This is a genomic window from Micromonospora chaiyaphumensis (assembly GCF_900091435.1).
Taxonomy (GTDB): domain Bacteria; phylum Actinomycetota; class Actinomycetes; order Mycobacteriales; family Micromonosporaceae; genus Micromonospora; species Micromonospora chaiyaphumensis.
Window position 1 is genome coordinate 1 of record NZ_FMCS01000015.1, and the last position, 15870, is coordinate 15870.

The 15870-nt window shown below is 71.5% G+C and carries 15 protein-coding genes; all 15 read right to left on the reverse strand.

Annotated elements, in window-relative coordinates; genetic code table 11:
• The coding region (locus GA0070214_RS29395) for a CHAT domain-containing protein (RefSeq protein WP_139141933.1) at window positions 1-3509 on the reverse strand (3509 nt) is incomplete at its 3' end.
• Window positions 3509-3919, reverse strand: a complete 411-nt coding sequence (locus GA0070214_RS29400) for a CU044_2847 family protein (protein ID WP_091269786.1) — start codon at window positions 3917-3919, stop codon at window positions 3509-3511. The genes GA0070214_RS29395 and GA0070214_RS29400, both read right to left, overlap by 1 nt.
• Before the next feature lie 550 nt (window positions 3920-4469).
• Complete coding sequence (locus GA0070214_RS29405; RefSeq protein ID WP_091269787.1) at window positions 4470-4931, reverse strand: DUF4262 domain-containing protein; 462 nt, start codon at window positions 4929-4931, stop codon at window positions 4470-4472.
• 94 nt (window positions 4932-5025) lie between these two features.
• Window positions 5026-5394, reverse strand: a complete 369-nt coding sequence (locus tag GA0070214_RS29410) for a hypothetical protein (RefSeq protein WP_091269788.1) — start codon at window positions 5392-5394, stop codon at window positions 5026-5028.
• Window positions 5395-5728: 334 nt separating this feature from the next.
• Window positions 5729-6061: a hypothetical protein gene (locus GA0070214_RS29415; RefSeq protein WP_091269789.1), complete on the reverse strand. Its 333-nt coding sequence runs from the start codon at window positions 6059-6061 to the stop codon at window positions 5729-5731.
• A gap of 476 nt (window positions 6062-6537) precedes the next feature.
• Window positions 6538-7056 (reverse strand): hypothetical protein, encoded by a 519-nt coding sequence (locus tag GA0070214_RS31610; protein ID WP_139141934.1) that lies wholly within the window; start codon window positions 7054-7056, stop codon window positions 6538-6540.
• 70 nt (window positions 7057-7126) lie between these two features.
• Window positions 7127-7540, reverse strand: coding sequence for a hypothetical protein (locus GA0070214_RS29425; protein WP_091269791.1), 414 nt, complete (start codon window positions 7538-7540; stop codon window positions 7127-7129).
• A 28-nt stretch (window positions 7541-7568) separates the two neighbouring features.
• The gene (locus GA0070214_RS29430; protein ID WP_091269792.1) at window positions 7569-8573 is read right to left on the reverse strand and encodes a DUF4192 domain-containing protein; all 1005 of its coding nucleotides are present in this window, start codon (window positions 8571-8573) and stop codon (window positions 7569-7571) included.
• 198 nt (window positions 8574-8771) lie between these two features.
• On the reverse strand, window positions 8772-10370 hold the full coding sequence (locus GA0070214_RS29435) for a vWA domain-containing protein (RefSeq protein ID WP_091269793.1): 1599 nt from the start codon (window positions 10368-10370) through the stop codon (window positions 8772-8774).
• Window positions 10371-10390: 20 nt separating this feature from the next.
• Entirely contained in the window at window positions 10391-11530 is a 1140-nt protein-coding gene (locus tag GA0070214_RS29440) for an AAA family ATPase (RefSeq protein WP_091269794.1), read from the reverse strand.
• A 277-nt stretch (window positions 11531-11807) separates the two neighbouring features.
• Window positions 11808-12113, reverse strand: coding sequence for a hypothetical protein (locus tag GA0070214_RS29445; protein WP_091269795.1), 306 nt, complete (start codon window positions 12111-12113; stop codon window positions 11808-11810).
• The gene (locus GA0070214_RS29450; RefSeq protein WP_091269796.1) at window positions 12106-13218 is read right to left on the reverse strand and encodes a DUF4314 domain-containing protein; all 1113 of its coding nucleotides are present in this window, start codon (window positions 13216-13218) and stop codon (window positions 12106-12108) included. The genes GA0070214_RS29445 and GA0070214_RS29450 overlap by 8 nt, the downstream gene beginning before the upstream one ends.
• Entirely contained in the window at window positions 13215-14099 is an 885-nt protein-coding gene (locus GA0070214_RS29455) for a hypothetical protein (protein WP_091269797.1), read from the reverse strand. The genes GA0070214_RS29450 and GA0070214_RS29455 overlap by 4 nt, the downstream gene beginning before the upstream one ends.
• A 101-nt stretch (window positions 14100-14200) precedes the next feature.
• Window positions 14201-15256 carry a C40 family peptidase gene (locus tag GA0070214_RS29460; protein WP_167364362.1) on the reverse strand — a complete coding sequence of 352 codons (1056 nt, stop codon included), beginning with the start codon at window positions 15254-15256 and terminating at the stop codon, window positions 14201-14203.
• Window positions 15257-15303: 47 nt separating this feature from the next.
• Window positions 15304-15831, reverse strand: a complete 528-nt coding sequence (locus tag GA0070214_RS29465; RefSeq protein WP_208602951.1) for a hypothetical protein — start codon at window positions 15829-15831, stop codon at window positions 15304-15306.
• Window positions 15832-15870 lie beyond the last annotated feature (39 nt).

Here is a 15870-nt window from a genome sequence, read left to right on the forward strand (position 1 = left end):
TTGATGGTCAGGGATTGCTGGTAGCGGCGTTCGGCCTCGGCGTAGTCACCCCGGTACTGAGCGATTATGCCGAGCTGGTGGTACCAGGCCGGGCGGCGGGGTGAATTTTTTGGAAGCCAGCGAAGGGTGTCGTGGATGAGGCTAGTCTCTCGGTCCCATGCCCCCCACTGGTCGAGTTGGCTGCAGATGTGCTCGGTGATGGTTCCGGCGGTTTCCAGATCATTGGTGGCCAGCAGGTGGTGACGGGTTTCGTTGAGATCGTGGAGGTCGTCGACCGGTTTTTGCGGCCAGGTCTCGACGCGCCACCGCCAGTATGTCGCGGCGGCGTGGTGGGCGGCGGTGACCAGCCCGGGGCGGTGGTGTGGACCGTGGGCGGTGTTCCAGTGGCGATGCAGTTCGGTGGCGGTCCAGCGGTGCATCACCATCCGGTCGTCATCGACGACGGCGATCAGGCTGGTCGTGGCTAGTTGCCGGACCAGCCCGGTCATGCCCGGTGGTGCGGTGAACGGGGGCTGATGGAGTTGGCGTGCCTGCTGAAGAAGCCGGGCGAGACGTTCGCGGTCTGCCGGGGTCAGCGGAGTGTCCTGCCCGAGTGCCTGCGCCAGCTCGTTCAAATCGAGTGCGTATCGCGACAGCAGGTCACGGATCTGCCTGGCTGCCTCTGCCCTGCCGCCGGGCTGCTGTTCCCGATCGGCGTCCGGGTTCGGGATGCCGATCTGGAACAGCAGCCCGTTGATGTCGATGGGTTCGCGGTAGACGCTGATCCCGGCCAGCAGCCGGACCGCGCCCTCGATGGTGTCGAGGCGGGTCAGGTGCTCGGTGAGCAGGACATCGTCAGCAGCCAGCGTGACCGTGTCGGCCAGCGCTGCGTCCAAGGTGCGCTGTTGGGCCAGCCACGCTGCCGTGCCGGCAGCACCGAGCCGTGTTTCGACGGCCTGGCGCAGGCGTCGGGTAATGTCGGCGAAGCGGCCCTGTCCAGCAGGATCGCCGTCGGTGCCGGGCAGCAGCGCGTCAAGGTACTCCAAGGCCCTGGGATGGCCACCGACTGTTTGCCAGATCCGCCGCTGGGCGCCAAGGTCGGCGGCGTGCCGGTCCAGGCGGGGCAGCGACCACAGCAGCTTTCGGGTCTCGGCCAGGCTCAACGGAGGCACCTGATAGGGATGCAGCCGTTCGGCGGCCGGATCGGGTAGCCCGAATCGGTAACGGCTGGTGATCAGCAGCCGGCTACGGCCGGGGCTGGTCAACCAGGCGGCCAGCAATCCCGCCAACCCGGGATCCCCGACTGACCAACCGGCGTCAATGCCGCTGTCACGGATCAGGTTGTCCTCGAAGTTGTCCAGCACCACCAGGATCCTCGTGCCGGCCAGGACCTGATCGCGCAGCAGAGCGAACCGGTCGGACCAGGGCAGGTCCACCCGGCTGGCCGCCTGCACCGCGACCATCGGCGGGCCGCTGAACTGTGCCCGCAGCACCAGCTCCCGGCGGGCCGCATCGGCGACCGCGGTCAACAGCCCGTCGACGGTGACCGGCCCGGTCACGGTGACCAGACGCCAGTCCGGCGACGTGTCCAGCAGGCGGCGTACTACCTCGGCGGCCAGGGTGGTCTTCCCGACCCCACCGATACCGTGCAGCAGCACCGCCGTACCGGTGCCGTCATTGAGTAGGCCGGGCAGGGTGCGCTGGGCGTGCCGGCGACCGACGAACTGCCCGACCGGCCGGGCGAGTAGGCCGCCCAGGTCCGGCACGATCTCCGCGCGAGGTTCGGCTGGTGCAGTGCCGTCCACGACGGTCACAGACGGTGCGGCGGCCAGCACGCTGACCACACTCCACTCGTCCATGCCCGCGACCGCCTGGGTCAGCGGGTCCGGGCCGGTGGCTAGGTCTCGTTGCACGCGCCGACGGGCTTGTGCCACCGCAGCGACCACATCCGGCCGCACCGAAGCTGCCAGCTCGGCGTATACGGCGGCGAACAACCGTGTGGCGTACACATCGGTCACCGACGTCTGCGTCGCGATCACCGCGCCCGCGCCCCGCCGGGCCAGCCTGGCGGCGAACGATCCCGCACCGTCCTCGCCGTCGGCATCGGTGTAGCAGGCCGCCAGGGAGATCACCCGCGGCATCCGGCCCTCCGGGATCGCCTCCGCTATCAGGGTTTCCGGATCCACCGACCGCGCACGACCCTGCTCGTCCTCCAAGTGCAGGATGCCCGGCGCACCGTGCGCGGACAGATGCAGCACATGCGTGGTGTCCTCGTCCAGCACCGCACGGATGGCCGCCGTCGTGGCGAACGGCACGATCCGCACCACCGCCCGGCTGCGGTGCGCCCCATGCACCGCGTCCAGGACACTGCCCAACTCCCGCTCGTAATCGAGAAGCGGACCACTGCCGGATTCCGGCGAGGCGATCGCCACCACAATCCGCAAGGGGCCCGGCACCACAGCCGACCGGGAACCGGCCGCCTCCACCCTCCGATACACCGACACCAGCTCGTGCAGCACCATCGGACGGCCGGTCACCGGCTCAGGCAACGCCTCCCACGGCAACCACCACCAATCCGGCGCCTGCACCCCCACCCGCACCGGCACATGCTCCCGCTGCGCCCGGCGGATCACCCGGGCCAGCGCCTGCGCCACCGTGACCGGCAGAAACGATTCCGCCAACAACTCGCCGGCGCGCCGCAAGGACACCACACCGGCGGCCTGGCCTCCGGCCGCAAGGTCACGCACCACCACGCGCCGGCGTGCGCGTTCCCGACGTACGTCCTGCAACGCGTTGGCCAGGCCGGATGACACACCACGATGCGTCGCCGTCACATCCTGTCCGCATCCCGACAGGCGCACTTGCGACTGCGACACCGTCAGCACCATGTCCAGCAGCCCATTCGCCGGCACGGTCTCCTCGACGATGACCGATGCCACCCCGTCCAGCAGCGCGGACAGATCTTCGACCCGTGACACCCACACCGCACCGGCCAGCCAGCCGTCCTGGGAGTTGTAGCGGCCGGAGACCACGCCCACCACCGCCCGGTCGGACGTCCGCAGCACCGGCGCACCGCTCATACCCGGCATGACCGCGTCCGCCTGCAGACGTGACCACAACACGCCGTCTCGCAGTGCCGGTCCGCGCCAGTGGCCGCCCGCGGTCAGCAGCGCGTACTCGTGCCCGTCGTCCTCGACCGTCGGGTAGCCGGCCGTCGTCACCGCCTCGTTGTCCCGCACTCCGTCGGAGACGACCACCTGCGAAACAGACCCCGACAGCGGCTGCTCGGCACGCAGGACCGCCAGGTCGTGCACCTCGTCGACGCGTTGGACCGTCGCGTTCCATCCAGCACCGCCGCCGACGGGCCCGACCCGCACCACGCATCCCACCGCCGCCGCACCGATGTCCACGAGAACATGGTGGGCCGTGACCAGCACCCCCGGCTCGACCTGGAAACAGGTGCCGACAGGCGCCGCACCGTCAGCAGCGACCCAGCCGAGAAAGTCGTACCCAACCACCCGCACGCTCATTACGCGGCATCCTGCGGTTCCTCGACGCCGGTGTCCGCGTCGTCCGGCTCCACTTCGCCCGGCCCTCGAAGTGTACGGTCACCACCCGCACCATAAATGATCTTCACCTTCAATGATGCGTCGCCCGAGGCACCCGCAACGATCACGTCGCCTTTGGCCGACACCTTCAGCCCGAACTCGACCTCCACCGACTCCGGGCTACCGACCCGGCGCGTTACCCGGCCGACCATCCGCGCCGTCGACACCGCGATCTCCTCCACCGCCGACTGCGCCCGCTCGAACGCACCCGCCGCATAGTCCACGGCGCGATCGACGCGTCCGCCCACCGACGTCTGCTGTGACCCAGCCGCAGGTACGACCTCGACCAGTACCTCGACCGCGCCCACCCGCACAGCAACCGTCTGCGCCACCCCGACTCCTTCGTCGAAAAATGGTAAAACCATCCGACTAGCAAGCGGAAACAGCAAATGAAGATCGAACAAAGGCCCGACGGGCCGACGAATCACCACTCACCAGCACCACAACACCAAACACCAAAAACCTTCAAACGAACGAAAACATGTCAGGCATCCGACAATCAATCCCGGTGCACGCGAGATGGCCTGACGCCAACTAAATAAGTTGGACAGATCAAGCTCAAAAGGGCGCCAATGTACTCTCATCGGCAGATCCGGACGCCACCGGGGCTCGGCAAATCACTGTGGGTAGCCGATGATTTCTGTGTGCTGGCGGCGACTCGGCCGGTCAGCCCGCCGCTGAGCTTGAGGATGTCGATGCCGTTGTGTACTCGGTGGCGTACGCGGTTCTGCGCTTCAGCCCGTACGCCGACGAGGGACGCCGCAAAGACAAAAGGACCGATCTTTGTCCTCGCGCCGGTCGTTGACAGGCGGCTCCGGCGACGAAGGACCTCGCGGCGAGGGGCCGGATGCGACATCGCATCCGGCCCCACGGGGCCGAGGTCTACGGCCGCGTGATCAGCGGCTGCACGGCGGAGGAAAACGCGTAGGCGGTGTCCCAGGGGAAACGGCCGTGCGGGTCAGGCCAGACAACCTGCTGCAGGCGGACGCGGTCGCGGCCGTAGCGGCTGATCGCGCCGCCCGGGTGCAGATACTCGGTCGGGCCGCCGTCGATGATGACCGCGTCGTATCCGGCGATGAGGTCGCCGAGGCGCTGACCGTGACGGAAATGCTCCGCCTTGTCGTAGACCCTGCTCGCGAGGTCGTTGAGCAGCGCTTGGGAGGTAGCCGGGTCGAGTCCGGCGATGATCAGCTCCGGGTAGTCGTGTGCGGTGAGCCCGACGGTGTAGGCGAAGGGTGCGGTGTCGTCGAGGTCGTCGTCGCTGGGGACGACGAGAGTTACGGCCCAGCCCACCCTGTCGATGATCTCGGCTTGGCGGTGCAGAAGGTCGTCTATTCCTGTCACGAGGAACGCTCTCCTTCGGTTGGGGATGCGGGCAACGGTGGCCGGCCACGCGGCTCGTACCGCACCCGCTCCGGGCATTCGTTGATGTGGTTGTTCAGGTAGAGGTGCTGAGGTCGGGTGGACCCTGCTCGGGCGGGTCGACCTCGACGAAACCGAAGAGCCGTGCGATGAGTTGCAACGCCTGGGTGTCGTAGCGGTCGGCGAAGCCGCGGCAGATCGCTGGCTTGACCTCGGGATGCATGTAATGCGGAAGCGTCGAGTGGCAGATGATGAAGGACTGCCTGGTCCGGGCTTCGGCGACAAGGTCGTGTAGCCGGCCCGGGGTGAGACGCATTTTGTTGCCTGGCGCGAACACGCAGGTGTCACACTGCCGCGATAGCAGCCGTGACTTGCCCAGCTGAGGGTCGCCGACGCTGAGATCGCCGCCATCGGCGTCGTCGTTCGGGTCGATCGCGGTTGCCATAGGGTTTCTCCTCTCCTTGTGAAGCACTGGGGCGCTGTTCGAGCGGCTCGGTCTGTGGGGCGAGGTTTGCTGGCGGTCCGGACCTGCACCGCAGGTGGCGGGGGCGCGACCAGCGCGTTAGGCGCGGGCGAGCCGGATGGGGTTCTGGCAGCCTGCAGCCGACGCCGTTGCCCGGGTTGCGGCATAGGCATCCGAAGCCCCGGTAGCCCGCGGTGGTAGGGCGCAGGGGCATGAGGCGCCGAAGCGCGGACAGCGACGCGACTTGGCGAGGCGTCAGTCGCCGGTAGGGCAGAAGGACCGACTGCGGCGCCGGGTGGGGAGTCAGCGCGAGTTGTTAGGCGGCGCGCGGCGCCGGCATCGGCCGCTGCGGCGGTGGGACCGGCCGGGTGGGCCGGAACCAGCCGGCGAACCGCGCCGCCGCGCCGGCTGGAGCAGCGACCTTCGCTCGCCCTCGGGCGAGCACTTCGCCTCGGGTGGCCGCGTGGCAGGCGCGGCGGGCGTCGCGCGCCGGCGGGCACGGGTAGGCCTCGCCGGTGCAGCGCAGGTTGGCGCAGCGGTCCGGCCGGTGGGGATCAGGGAGGTGGGCAGACGCGACGTCGGCGGCGAGCAGCCACAGCAGGACGTCGGTGACGTCGCGGGGAATGCAGCGGCGGTGCGGCTGCGTCATCGGCGTTGCCTCTCGCGGATTGTCGGCTCGGGTGGCCGCCACCCCGGCCAGCGGTGTGGGCCGCTGCCGGGTCCGCCGGGGTGGCGGCAGCCATGAGTGACGCTCGACTTTCCCGATAGATCAAGTCGTCGTCGAGGAGGTGAGCCTGGGCTTCAGCGAGGAGGGAGCGGCCGCAGGGGGCAGGAAGCATTCCAGCGCCCAGCGCGCCGACGGCTCGTCAACGCCCTGTCCCGGGAGGCTGGGCGGCCTGCGGCCGCCCGACGAGCAGACCCACCGCAACATGCGTGGGCTGCAGCAGTCTCCGGCCCTGGGAGTCGGCTGGTAGCGGCGAAACGGGCCGGGACCTGCTGTGTGTGGGATTTCCACGCTTTTCTCGGGAGCCGCGCGGTGATCGCCTCACCCCGACGGTGATGAGCAGGGGAGGCAGCGGCGGGTCAGAGGAGACCGCTTGTCCCGGGTAGCCCGGGATGCGGTGGTTACCGCGGGCAGCCGGGCCACGGGTCGGTGGGGTCAAGGTCGCCCGGGACGGCGTTGTCGCGTTCGTTGCCGTTCCACTCGATGCGTGCCTCGATTTCGGCGCCGGCGAGGGCGGTTTCGATTGCGGCTTCTGCGGCGTCGAAGGCGTCGTCGCTCGTGCCGGCCGTGAGCTCGGCGAGGACGGTCAGGGTGAGGCGGACCTGCCAGCGGCGGGGCAGCAGCGGCAGGTCGACGACCTCCATGACCCGGTTGGCCGCATCTATGTCGATGTCGTGCTCGCTGACCGCCTCGCGCAGCGCCTGCCACATCTGTCTGCGGAGCTGCGTCAACGATTCGGGGATTGCGGGCGGCGGCTGCGGGTCGCTGTGGTGGTTACGCAGGTAGGCCTGGATCTGGGTGCTGGTGTGAGTGAGCCATCCCAGCGGGGCTGGCTGGCCGGGGTGGAAGGCGTCCCAAGCATGGCGCAGGACGGATTCGAGGCTCGGGGGTGCGGCAGGGGCCGCCGTCGGTTCGGTCATCAGGTCCTCCGTTGCGTTGCTTACCGGCGCACCCGCCGCCGGTTCGGGGCGGCGGGTGCGGGTGTCTGGCTCAGGGCGTCGAGTCGGTGGCGTCGCCCGGCGCCTCGGCGGGGCTGCCGTGCTCGGGAATCGAGAGCACGGCGAGGTCGGTGCGGATCAGGGCGCCGCAGGTGTGTCGTAGGGCGGCGGTGGCCCTGTCGTGCTGGGCGAGAGCGGCGGTGAGGGCGTCAGCGACCCGGTCGAGCCGCTCTCGTAGCGACAGAACGGTGTCGGCGTCGCTGCTGGCATGGACGTCGCCGAGCAGGTTCGCGGCGTCGGTCAGGACCGTGATCTGGGCACTGCTGGCGGCGATGGTGCCAGCTGCGGCAAGCAGCGCGCACAGCTGCTCTGGGTGGTGTGCGCAGGCCTCGGCGAGCTGATCCGGGTCGAGGGCGTAGCCCTGGTCGTGCAGCAGCCGCTGGACGTCGAGGTGTGGTGCGGACATGGATGTCTCCAGACGGGACGGGCGCGGGTCAGGCGGTGGTGGGCTGGCCGGGGTGGGGCCAGCCGTCGAGCACGGACGGGGTGAGCCCGGCGCGCAGCGCCTGGTCGAGCAGTTGCGCGAGGGTGTAGGCGGGGTTGGCGGCCAGGGCGCGGTCGACGGCGATGGAGGCGAGCGCGCCGTCGCCGCGGCGCCACGCGGCGAAGGCGAGCAGACTCGCCGGTGGGGCCACGAGCGGCGGGTGCGCGCGGCGGGTGATGTCGGTCCACATGACGACGTGCCAGGGCTGGGCGTCGGTGGCCTGCCAGGCGACGTCGCGGATCGCGGGGACGGGCAGCAGGACGGTGAGCCAGGCCAACTCGTCGTCGGTGAGGGTCTGCTCGTCGGCGTAGCGGGCGAGCATGTCCCGCACCGCCTGTTCGCCGGCGCGGATCAGGCCGTCGCGTCCGGCCTCGCTGATGAGGGTGCGGCGTCGAGCTCGGGCGTGGGCGGTGGCGCGGGTGACGGCGACGCGGGCGTCCCCGGTGGTGGGGGCGATGCTGGCCACGAGCGCGGCCCGGTCGGGTAGGGCGTGACAGCCGGCGACGATGGCGTGCATTGTGATGTCGCTGCGCTGGGGGTCGAAGGGCACGCCGTCGGTGGGGCAGCAGGCGGGGTCCTGGCAGAGGTAGGAGAAGTAGCGGCCGTCGGTGACCCGCAGCGCGTCGAAGACGTCGATGTCGGTGGCGGCCAGCCGCGGGATGACGGTGTCGATGGCCGGGGTGACGGTGGCGGCGGGGCCGTAGCCGACGGCGATGGCGCGGGTGGCCGCCGCGTTCCGCAGCATGCGGATCTGCGACAGGATGTAGTCGTCGGCCCAGGCGGCGACCTGGCTGGGCTGGGGGAGGTCGGCGCGGCTGGCGACGGCGATCCGGGTGCCGGTGAGGCCGACGATCACGAGGCTGTCGGTGGGGTGGAAGCCGAGCAGGTAGGGCACGGCGGTGAGCAGGTCCGCGGGCGAGGTGATCGGCAGGCGCGGGTTGTTCGGGCTGTTCACGGTTTCTCCTGTTCTGTCGTGATGGGTCCGGGCACGGCTGAGCGGCCGTGCTCGGCGTTGGAAGTGCGCGGGGTGGCCGAGCAACGGCCAGTGGGAGCGCGATGAGTGATCTCGACCGGTGGTTGTCGGCGTGATGCCGGAGTTCGGTCGACCGCGAGCTGACACCTCGGCCAGGGGAGAGCCCGGCCGAGAGACGGGTCAGGCGTGCTCGAGGGCGGTGACCGCGGCGTCGGCGATGTGGCCGATGGCCTGCACCGGGTCGGCCACCAGGATGGTGGTGGCGTCGGTGAAGGTGTGCCCGTCCAGGTCGGCGGGGCGCAGCCACAGCACCGGGCAGCCCGTGCGGTGCAGGGTGGTGAGGAGGCGTTGGGCGGGGCCGGTGTCGGGCAGGTCGCCGTCGGAGACGACGGCGAGCATCCGCAGCCGGCCGGGCTGACGCAGCTGCAGCAGCTGGTCGGCGAGTTTCACCGCGTCCGTGAAGGCCGTGCTGCCGCCATTGGCGCGTAGTTCCAGCACGTGGGTGGGCCGTCGCCGGGGCGGGACGAGCAGGGTGACGTCGCTGCCGAAGGCGATGGTGGCGGTGACCGCCTGGTTGCTGTGGGCGGCGTGGGCGAGGATCCACCCGGCTGAGGACATCGGTGCCGCGTAGGGGTGCATGGAGAAGGAGGCGTCGACGATGACGCCCAGGTGCAGGGTCGGTTTCGGCGGTGGCAGCTGTGTGCGCCGCTGCCAGGGGGTGGCGGTGGGCGCGGCGCCGGCGGCGATCTGCGCCTGGGCGGTGATGGCGTGGCGGGTCCGCAGCCGTCCCGGCGGAACGGTGCTGGGCCGCGTGTCGGGTTCAGCGTGGTGGGTGCGGGCGGCGCGCAGCCGGGCGGCGAGGAGGCGGGCCGCTGTACGTTCACCGTCGGTCGGGTCGCGGCGGGTCCACGTCGCGGGCGCGCAGAACCGTTCGGTGATCTGCTGGTCCCGGTATTGCCCTGGTGTGAGCCCGGCGGTCTGGGCGAGGTAGTCGGTGAGCGCCTGGGCGAGCAGGCCGGCGAACACGCCCGCGTCCGCTCCGGGTGCCTGTGGTTGGCGGTGGGGGTCGACGTCGAGGATGCGGCACCACCGCCACGCCAGGTCGATCATGGTGTCGGCGTCGCTGTCGTCGACGCTGTGGGCTTGCCGCCACAGGTCGCGTAGCTGCAGCAGCCGCTTACGGCCCAGCACGGTCGTCACGGCGGCGCGGATGCCTTTGGTGTCCTTGGCGGTGAGGATGCGGGCGTCCACCCTCGCGAGCAGCAGCGCGGCGAGGTGGGCGGCGTGCCAAGGGTCGTCGACGGCGGCGTCGTCGGAGCTGATCAGGGTCGTGACGGTGTGCCGCAGCCACCGGCGGTCGCCGCGCCGGCGGGTGCGCTGCCGGTACTCGATGCGGGACTCCTCGAGCAGCTCGGCGGCAGCCGCGACCACGGGTGGGGTGCCGGGCGGGGTGCGCCAGCGGCTGTGGGCGGCGTGCGCGGCCTCGTGCACGAGCAGCCCGTAGGCGGTCGGGACGAGGCGTTTGTGGCCGGCCCGGCGGGGGTTGGCGATGTCGGGGGCGCCGATGTAGGTGGCGTCGACCTCGATGCGGCCGGCGTCGGGGTAGCAGCAGGCGGGTGCGCCGCCACCGGCGCCGGGGGCGACGGTGACGGTCAGGTCGCTGCGGCCGGCCAGGGTTGGGATGTGCCGGGTCCAGGCGTCGCTCCACACCTGCCAGTCCGGGTCACCCGCCCGGGACGTGGCCGGGCCGGTCTGCAGGTGACTGTGCGGATGAGGCATCAGGGGTTCTCCTTTCGGGGTCAGCGCTGTTTGCCGAGGGTCAGGGCGGTGATGTCGGTGCCGAACTGTTGGCGCAGCGCGGCGAGGACCGGCTCGCGGTCGTCGGCGGGGGCGCGGCCGGCCAGGTTGGAGATGGCGGCGGGCAGGCCGAGGGTTTTGCGGACGCGGGCGAAGCCGAGCAGCTCGCGCAGTTGCGGCGCCCAGGTGACGCGTCCGGCGGCGAGATCGGCGTTAAGGGCGATGGCGACTTGGACGGCGGGGTTGGGGACGCCGAGGTGGCGGGCGAGGTCCCAGTCGGTGGTGACCTCGAGGTGCACGTCGAACCGCGAGGCGAGCGCTTCGGTGAGGATCGCCCCGTGCACGCCGGGGTTGTGGCCGGCGATGACGTAGAACCCGTCGGCGGCTTCGACGCGTTCGTTGCGGTAGCCGGGGATGGTGATGACGCGGCGTCCGTCCATGGCGGGGTAGAGCACGGCGAGGACTTTCGGTGGGATGAGGGTGGCGTCGTCGACGAGTAGCGCCCGGCCTTCGCGCATGGCGGTGACGAGGGGCCCGTAGACGAACTCGAACCCGCCGTCCGGGAGGGGGATGAAGTTGCCGAGGAAGTCCTCCACGACCGTGTCGCTGGTTCCGGCGACGGTGAGCAGGTCCGGGAAGGCGGCCTCGACGAGGGCGGTCTTGCCGGTGCCGGGCGGACCGTAGAGCAGCACGGGGATACGCTTCTCCCGCAGCCTGCGCAGCACGTCCACGTCGGTGGCGCCCGCGAGCTTGCGGGGGAAGTACAGGTCACCGTTGGGGCGCGTGACGGGCTGCCGCCGACTCGCCCCGTGACGTCCTTGGCGGGGTGTACGCGGGGCGGGCGGTGGCATAGTCCCGGCGGCGTCGATCCCGGCCTGGGTGATCTGGAACCGGTGCGGGCCCGTCTGATGGGTGGCGTAGCCGGCGGCGGCCATTTTCTTCAGGGCTTCGAACACCGCGCCGGTGGAGGGGGCGGCGATCGCCGTGGTCAGCTCACCGACCTTGAACACCCGGTCGGGGTGCGCGGCGAGGTGCGCGGCGACCTGCCGGTAGAGGTAGCCGGGCCGGCGGCCGTCACCCGGGTTGGGTGTGGGGGAGGCATCACCGGTGGTAGGGGTTGGGGTTGGGGTTGCAGGGTCCATGCAGGCCTCCTGTGATCTGGGGTTGAGCCCGCGCACCCCCGTCTCCGGGGTGCGCGGGCAAGGTGGTGCGGTGTCCGCGCGGTGGAGACGGGGCGGTGAACGGGCCGGACCCCGGTTGGCAGGGGATGGCCGGCAAGCTCCGTGAGGTGCTCAGCAGGCAGCCCAACGGGCTGCGGATCGGTGGTGCCGCCGCCATCGGGTGGTGGGCGACGACAAGGAACGCACCCGCGCCGGGATCGATCAAGTCGAATCCGGGAGCGGGTGCGCCAGTTGTGGGTTATCTTCGGCGGAGGGTGACCTCGCCGCGGGGGCGGCGGGAAATGCCGACCGTCAGGCCGAAGACGCTGCCGTCGGACAGCTCCAGCCATACCCCGCGGTCCAGGGTCAGGACCCCCGCGTCCCGGTACGTGCGCGCTGACGTGATCGTCACTGGCAGCCCGTCGTCGTGGGTGAGCTGCGGCAGGTCGGCGTCGTCGCACAGCTCGTCCAGGTCGGCGCTGGTCAGCAGGCTCAGGACGAGGGCTTGCAGGATGTCCTCGTGGGCGTACTCGCCGAACTCGTCAGCCAGGTCGTCGTCAGGCATCAGGTGCTCCCTCCGCCTGCGTTCCACGAGTGCTGGCGGCGGTGGGCGGGTCGGGGATGTCGCCTGCGATGCGGTCGCAGTCGTACGGGTGCACCGGCAGCCACGTCCAGGCGCGGCCCATCACGACGTACCGGCCGTCCGAGTCGGGGCTGATCCGTTCGATGGCGTCCGGGTCGTCGTGCACGCGGGTTTCGTCGGCGACGATGACGTCGCCGTCGAAGCACAGCCGCGCCATGGACTCGTCGACCATCCGCTCCTGCCGCTGCCCGCTGACGCCCTCTGCGGCGAGCTGTTGCCGGTAGCGGTCGCGGGCGGCCTGCTGGTCGGCGACGATCGCCTCGGCTACCTGCCGGGTGCAGGTGAACACCGCCCACCCGTTCCACGTGTCCACCAGGATGCCGACGAACCCGACCGGGATCCGCGTCTGTCCGTGGCCGTTCGGCGTCCACGCCCAGTCCCCGGCGAAGACGCCCGGCCCGCCCAGGCGCACCCGGTCGGGAGCCAGGTGGCTCATGTCCCGGTCGTCGCCGTGCGGGTGCAGCACGATCCGGCACTGCCGGGCCACCTCGGCTTCGGCGGCGTCGTCGAACCCGTCGCACCACGCCCACCGCGTCTGGTCGCGCTGCCGGCCGGTCAGCTCCTCCCACGCCGGCGAACCCTGCGGGGCGTGCTCGGCATACCGGTCGCGGTCCTCGGCGAGGACGTACCGGTCGGCGGTGGGCAGCCCGTCAATGACGGGCGGGTCCACGTCGTCGATGCCGGCCAGGACCTGCCGCGCGACCTCGCGGACGTCGCCGGTGGCCCTCCCCCCGATAACGTTCTGCGCCCACCACACGGCCGCGTCCCGGCCCGCCGCCGCGCCCGCGGCCCGCATCGCGTCGAGCACCTGCTCCCAGCCGGCGTCGCCGGTGGGGGTGGGGAGCCGGCGGACGCGGTCACCGGCGTCGAGGAGCATCGACAGGCAGGAGCCGCTGTCCCAGTTCACCTCGAGGACCTGCTGGTCCGGGTGGTAGTGGCGCACCGTGCCCTCGTCACCCGGACGCAGCAGCGTGTGCGGGTCGCTGGTGTGCTCCAGCGCTACCCGCTCGCCAGGCTGGTAGGTCATCGGGTCCCCTCCCATGCCGTGAGGACGGCGTGGCAGCGGGCGGCGACACCGTCGCGGACGGCGTCGGTGAACCCGTCCCGCACCGCGTCGACCACCAGCGCCTGATCGTGATCGGGCAGCTCCGACCAGCCGGGGGCGCCGGCCGGGGCGTGGGCCTGGTAGCGGTCGGCGTCGTAGCCGGCGACGTCGGAGCGGGGTAACGCCGCCAGGACCGCGTCGTCGCTGCTGTCGATGCCGTCCAGGACCGTCTGGGCGGTCTGCTCCTGCTCCGATGTGGTGCGTCCCTCGAGGGCGTGCTGCTGCCACCAGCCCGCGGCAAGCTGTCCCTCATGCTCACCGGCGTTCCGCAACGCCAGCAGCACCTCAGAGTGGACCGGCGACACGGCCGCCTGATGGGGGCTACTGGAGGCGGCGCTGGCCGGGGAACTGGCGTATGGGGCCGCGGAGGTGGCCGGGTCGAGCCAGTCGGCGGCGAGCAGCACCCCCTCACGGCGGTAGCGGGCCGGCACGGTCTGCTCATTGGTGACCCGGCGCAGCCACCCGGCCAGTTCGGCGCGGATCGTGCGGGAGGCGGTGGCGTAGCGGGCGCGGGCCTCCCGGGCCCGCCGGTTCGCCTCCTGCGCGTTGCGCCGGTCCACCTGGGTGTGGAGGTCGAGCAGCCGCTGGTGCTCCGCGCTGCTGATCCAGCCGCAGCGGGAGTCGGTCAGCAGCCGGCGCAGCGCCTCGGCGTAGTAGTCGTCGCCGTAGCGCGGGGTGTTCTCGTGGTGGACCAGGGTGTTCTGGATGTTCTGCAGCCGGCGGCCCAGCGCGACCCAGTCCGTGTGGTCCTCGGGCCGGGTCCCCGGCTGTTTCCTGCTGCTGGTGTGGTCCGTGTCGGTCACGGTGATGTCCTCTCCGAAGGGATGGGGGATCCGCAGCCGTCGGCGCCTACGAGGCAGCCCCGGCTGACGGGATCCGTGAAGGGCTTGAGGGATGCGGTGGTTCAGCCGATGACGCGGCGCGCGGCGGCGAGCTGCTCGGCCCACGCGGACAGGCGGCTGATCTTGACGACGTCGCCGCTGTGCGGGGCCTGCACGATCAGCCCCTGGCCGAGGTAGAGGCCCACGTGCCCGGGCTTGGCGGTGGTGCCGCGGCTGCCGGGAATGAACAGCAGGTCCCCCGGCCGCAGGTCCCGGTAGTCGGTGACCGGCCGGCCCGCGTGGATCTGGTCGCTGGTGGTGCGGGGCAGGGTGATGCCGGCGGCCCGGTAGGCCTGTTGCATCAGCGAGGAGCAGTCGCATTGGCGGGCGGGGATACCGGAGTGGGGTGCGGTGCAGTCCCCGCCGAAGGTGTACGGGCTGCCGAGCTGCGCCAGCGCCCAGCCGACCGCCGTGACGACCGCCGCCGGCGTGCCCGCCGGCAGGGTGAACCCGGCCGGCAGCGGCACCTGCTCGCCGCCGGGCTGGCCGTCACCTGCGTCGAACAGGCACAGCGGGTTGCTCATCGCCTGCTCCAGATCTGCGGTGACAGGCCCGGCGGGGGTGCCGCCGGCCAGGACGCGGATCAGGGCGATCGCGTCGTCCTCCCACTTCGCGTAGGCGCCGGGGTAGGCGGAGCGCTGCACCGATTGGGCGGCGTCGGTCAACGGCATGGCCTGCCAACCGTCGACGGCCAGCAACGCCCGGTAGAACTTCCCGGCCGCGTAGCGCGGGTCCTGGAGTTGGGCGGGTGTGCCCCAGCCTTGGGACGGGCGCTGTTGGAACAGCCCCACCGAGTCGCGGTCCCCGCCGTGCAGGTTGCGCAGGGTGGACTCCTGCATGGCGGTGGCCAGGGCGATGACCCAGCCTCGGGGCGGGACCGTGAGCTTGACGCCGACGGACACGATCACCGCCGCGTTGGTGACCTGCTCACCGGTCCAGCCCCCGACGCCCGCGGCCGGCGGGGACACGGTGACGGCGAGCAGCAACGGCTGCCGGCCTGAGCCGAGAGTGCCGTTGCACGCGGCCGAGGCGGTGCCACCGCCGGTGAACAGCATCCCCACTCCGCCCGCGCACAGCATCAGCACAGCGAGCACCCCAGCGGCGATTGCGGCGAGACCGCGCCCGCTCACCGCCGGACCGCCACTGGCTGCGCGGCGTGGCGGGCTGCGGGTGGGCGGCTCGCGGGGGTGCAGGTGGCATCCGGTGACGGGGGCAGGCAGCCGGCGAGCCGGTAGCGGGCCAGGTGCTGCCCGTCGTCGGTGTGCACGGCGACCGTGGCGGTGAGCGGGTCGATCAGGTAGATCCATTCCACGTCGAGGTGCCGGGCGTGCGACAGCGGGAACACGGTGACCGGTTCCGCAGCGTCGATGGCACCGTCGGTGGTGCTGGCGAGGGTCATGCCGACGCCGGGCACCGGGCGCTGCCCGGCGAGCCCGGATTCGGTGGTGGCGGTGATGGCCGGGTCGAGGTACTCCCAGTCGGAGGCGAGGATCGCGGTGCTCAGCGCGTGGGCGTCGCGGCGGGCGTGGCCGACCCAGATCGCGGCGAGGGCGGGCACGACGACGCCTGGGTAGCCGTCGAGGAGCACGAAACGGGCGTACACGAGGCGCGGGTTCGCAGGATCAGTCGTGCCGACAAAGCAGTGGGTGCTCACGGGGCAGGTCTCCTTCGCAGCAGATGCGGGAGTGGGAGG

Bases quoted from the DNA above. Each gene is read 5' to 3' on its own strand.
- GA0070214_RS29410 (WP_091269788.1), bottom strand. From the start codon at position 5,394: ATGGCAACCGCGATCGACCCGAACGACGACGCCGATGGCGGCGATCTC.
- GA0070214_RS29415 (WP_091269789.1), bottom strand. From the start codon at position 6,061: ATGACGCAGCCGCACCGCCGCTGCATTCCCCGCGACGTCACCGACGTC.
- GA0070214_RS31610 (WP_139141934.1), bottom strand. From the start codon at position 7,056: ATGACCGAACCGACGGCGGCCCCTGCCGCACCCCCGAGCCTCGAATCC.
- GA0070214_RS29425 (WP_091269791.1), bottom strand. From the start codon at position 7,540: ATGTCCGCACCACACCTCGACGTCCAGCGGCTGCTGCACGACCAGGGC.
- GA0070214_RS29435 (WP_091269793.1), bottom strand. From the start codon at position 10,370: ATGCCTCATCCGCACAGTCACCTGCAGACCGGCCCGGCCACGTCCCGG.
- GA0070214_RS29440 (WP_091269794.1), bottom strand. From the start codon at position 11,530: ATGGACCCTGCAACCCCAACCCCAACCCCTACCACCGGTGATGCCTCC.
- GA0070214_RS29445 (WP_091269795.1), bottom strand. From the start codon at position 12,113: ATGCCTGACGACGACCTGGCTGACGAGTTCGGCGAGTACGCCCACGAG.
- GA0070214_RS29450 (WP_091269796.1), bottom strand. From the start codon at position 13,218: ATGACCTACCAGCCTGGCGAGCGGGTAGCGCTGGAGCACACCAGCGAC.
- GA0070214_RS29460 (WP_167364362.1), bottom strand. From the start codon at position 15,256: ATGCTGTGCGCGGGCGGAGTGGGGATGCTGTTCACCGGCGGTGGCACC.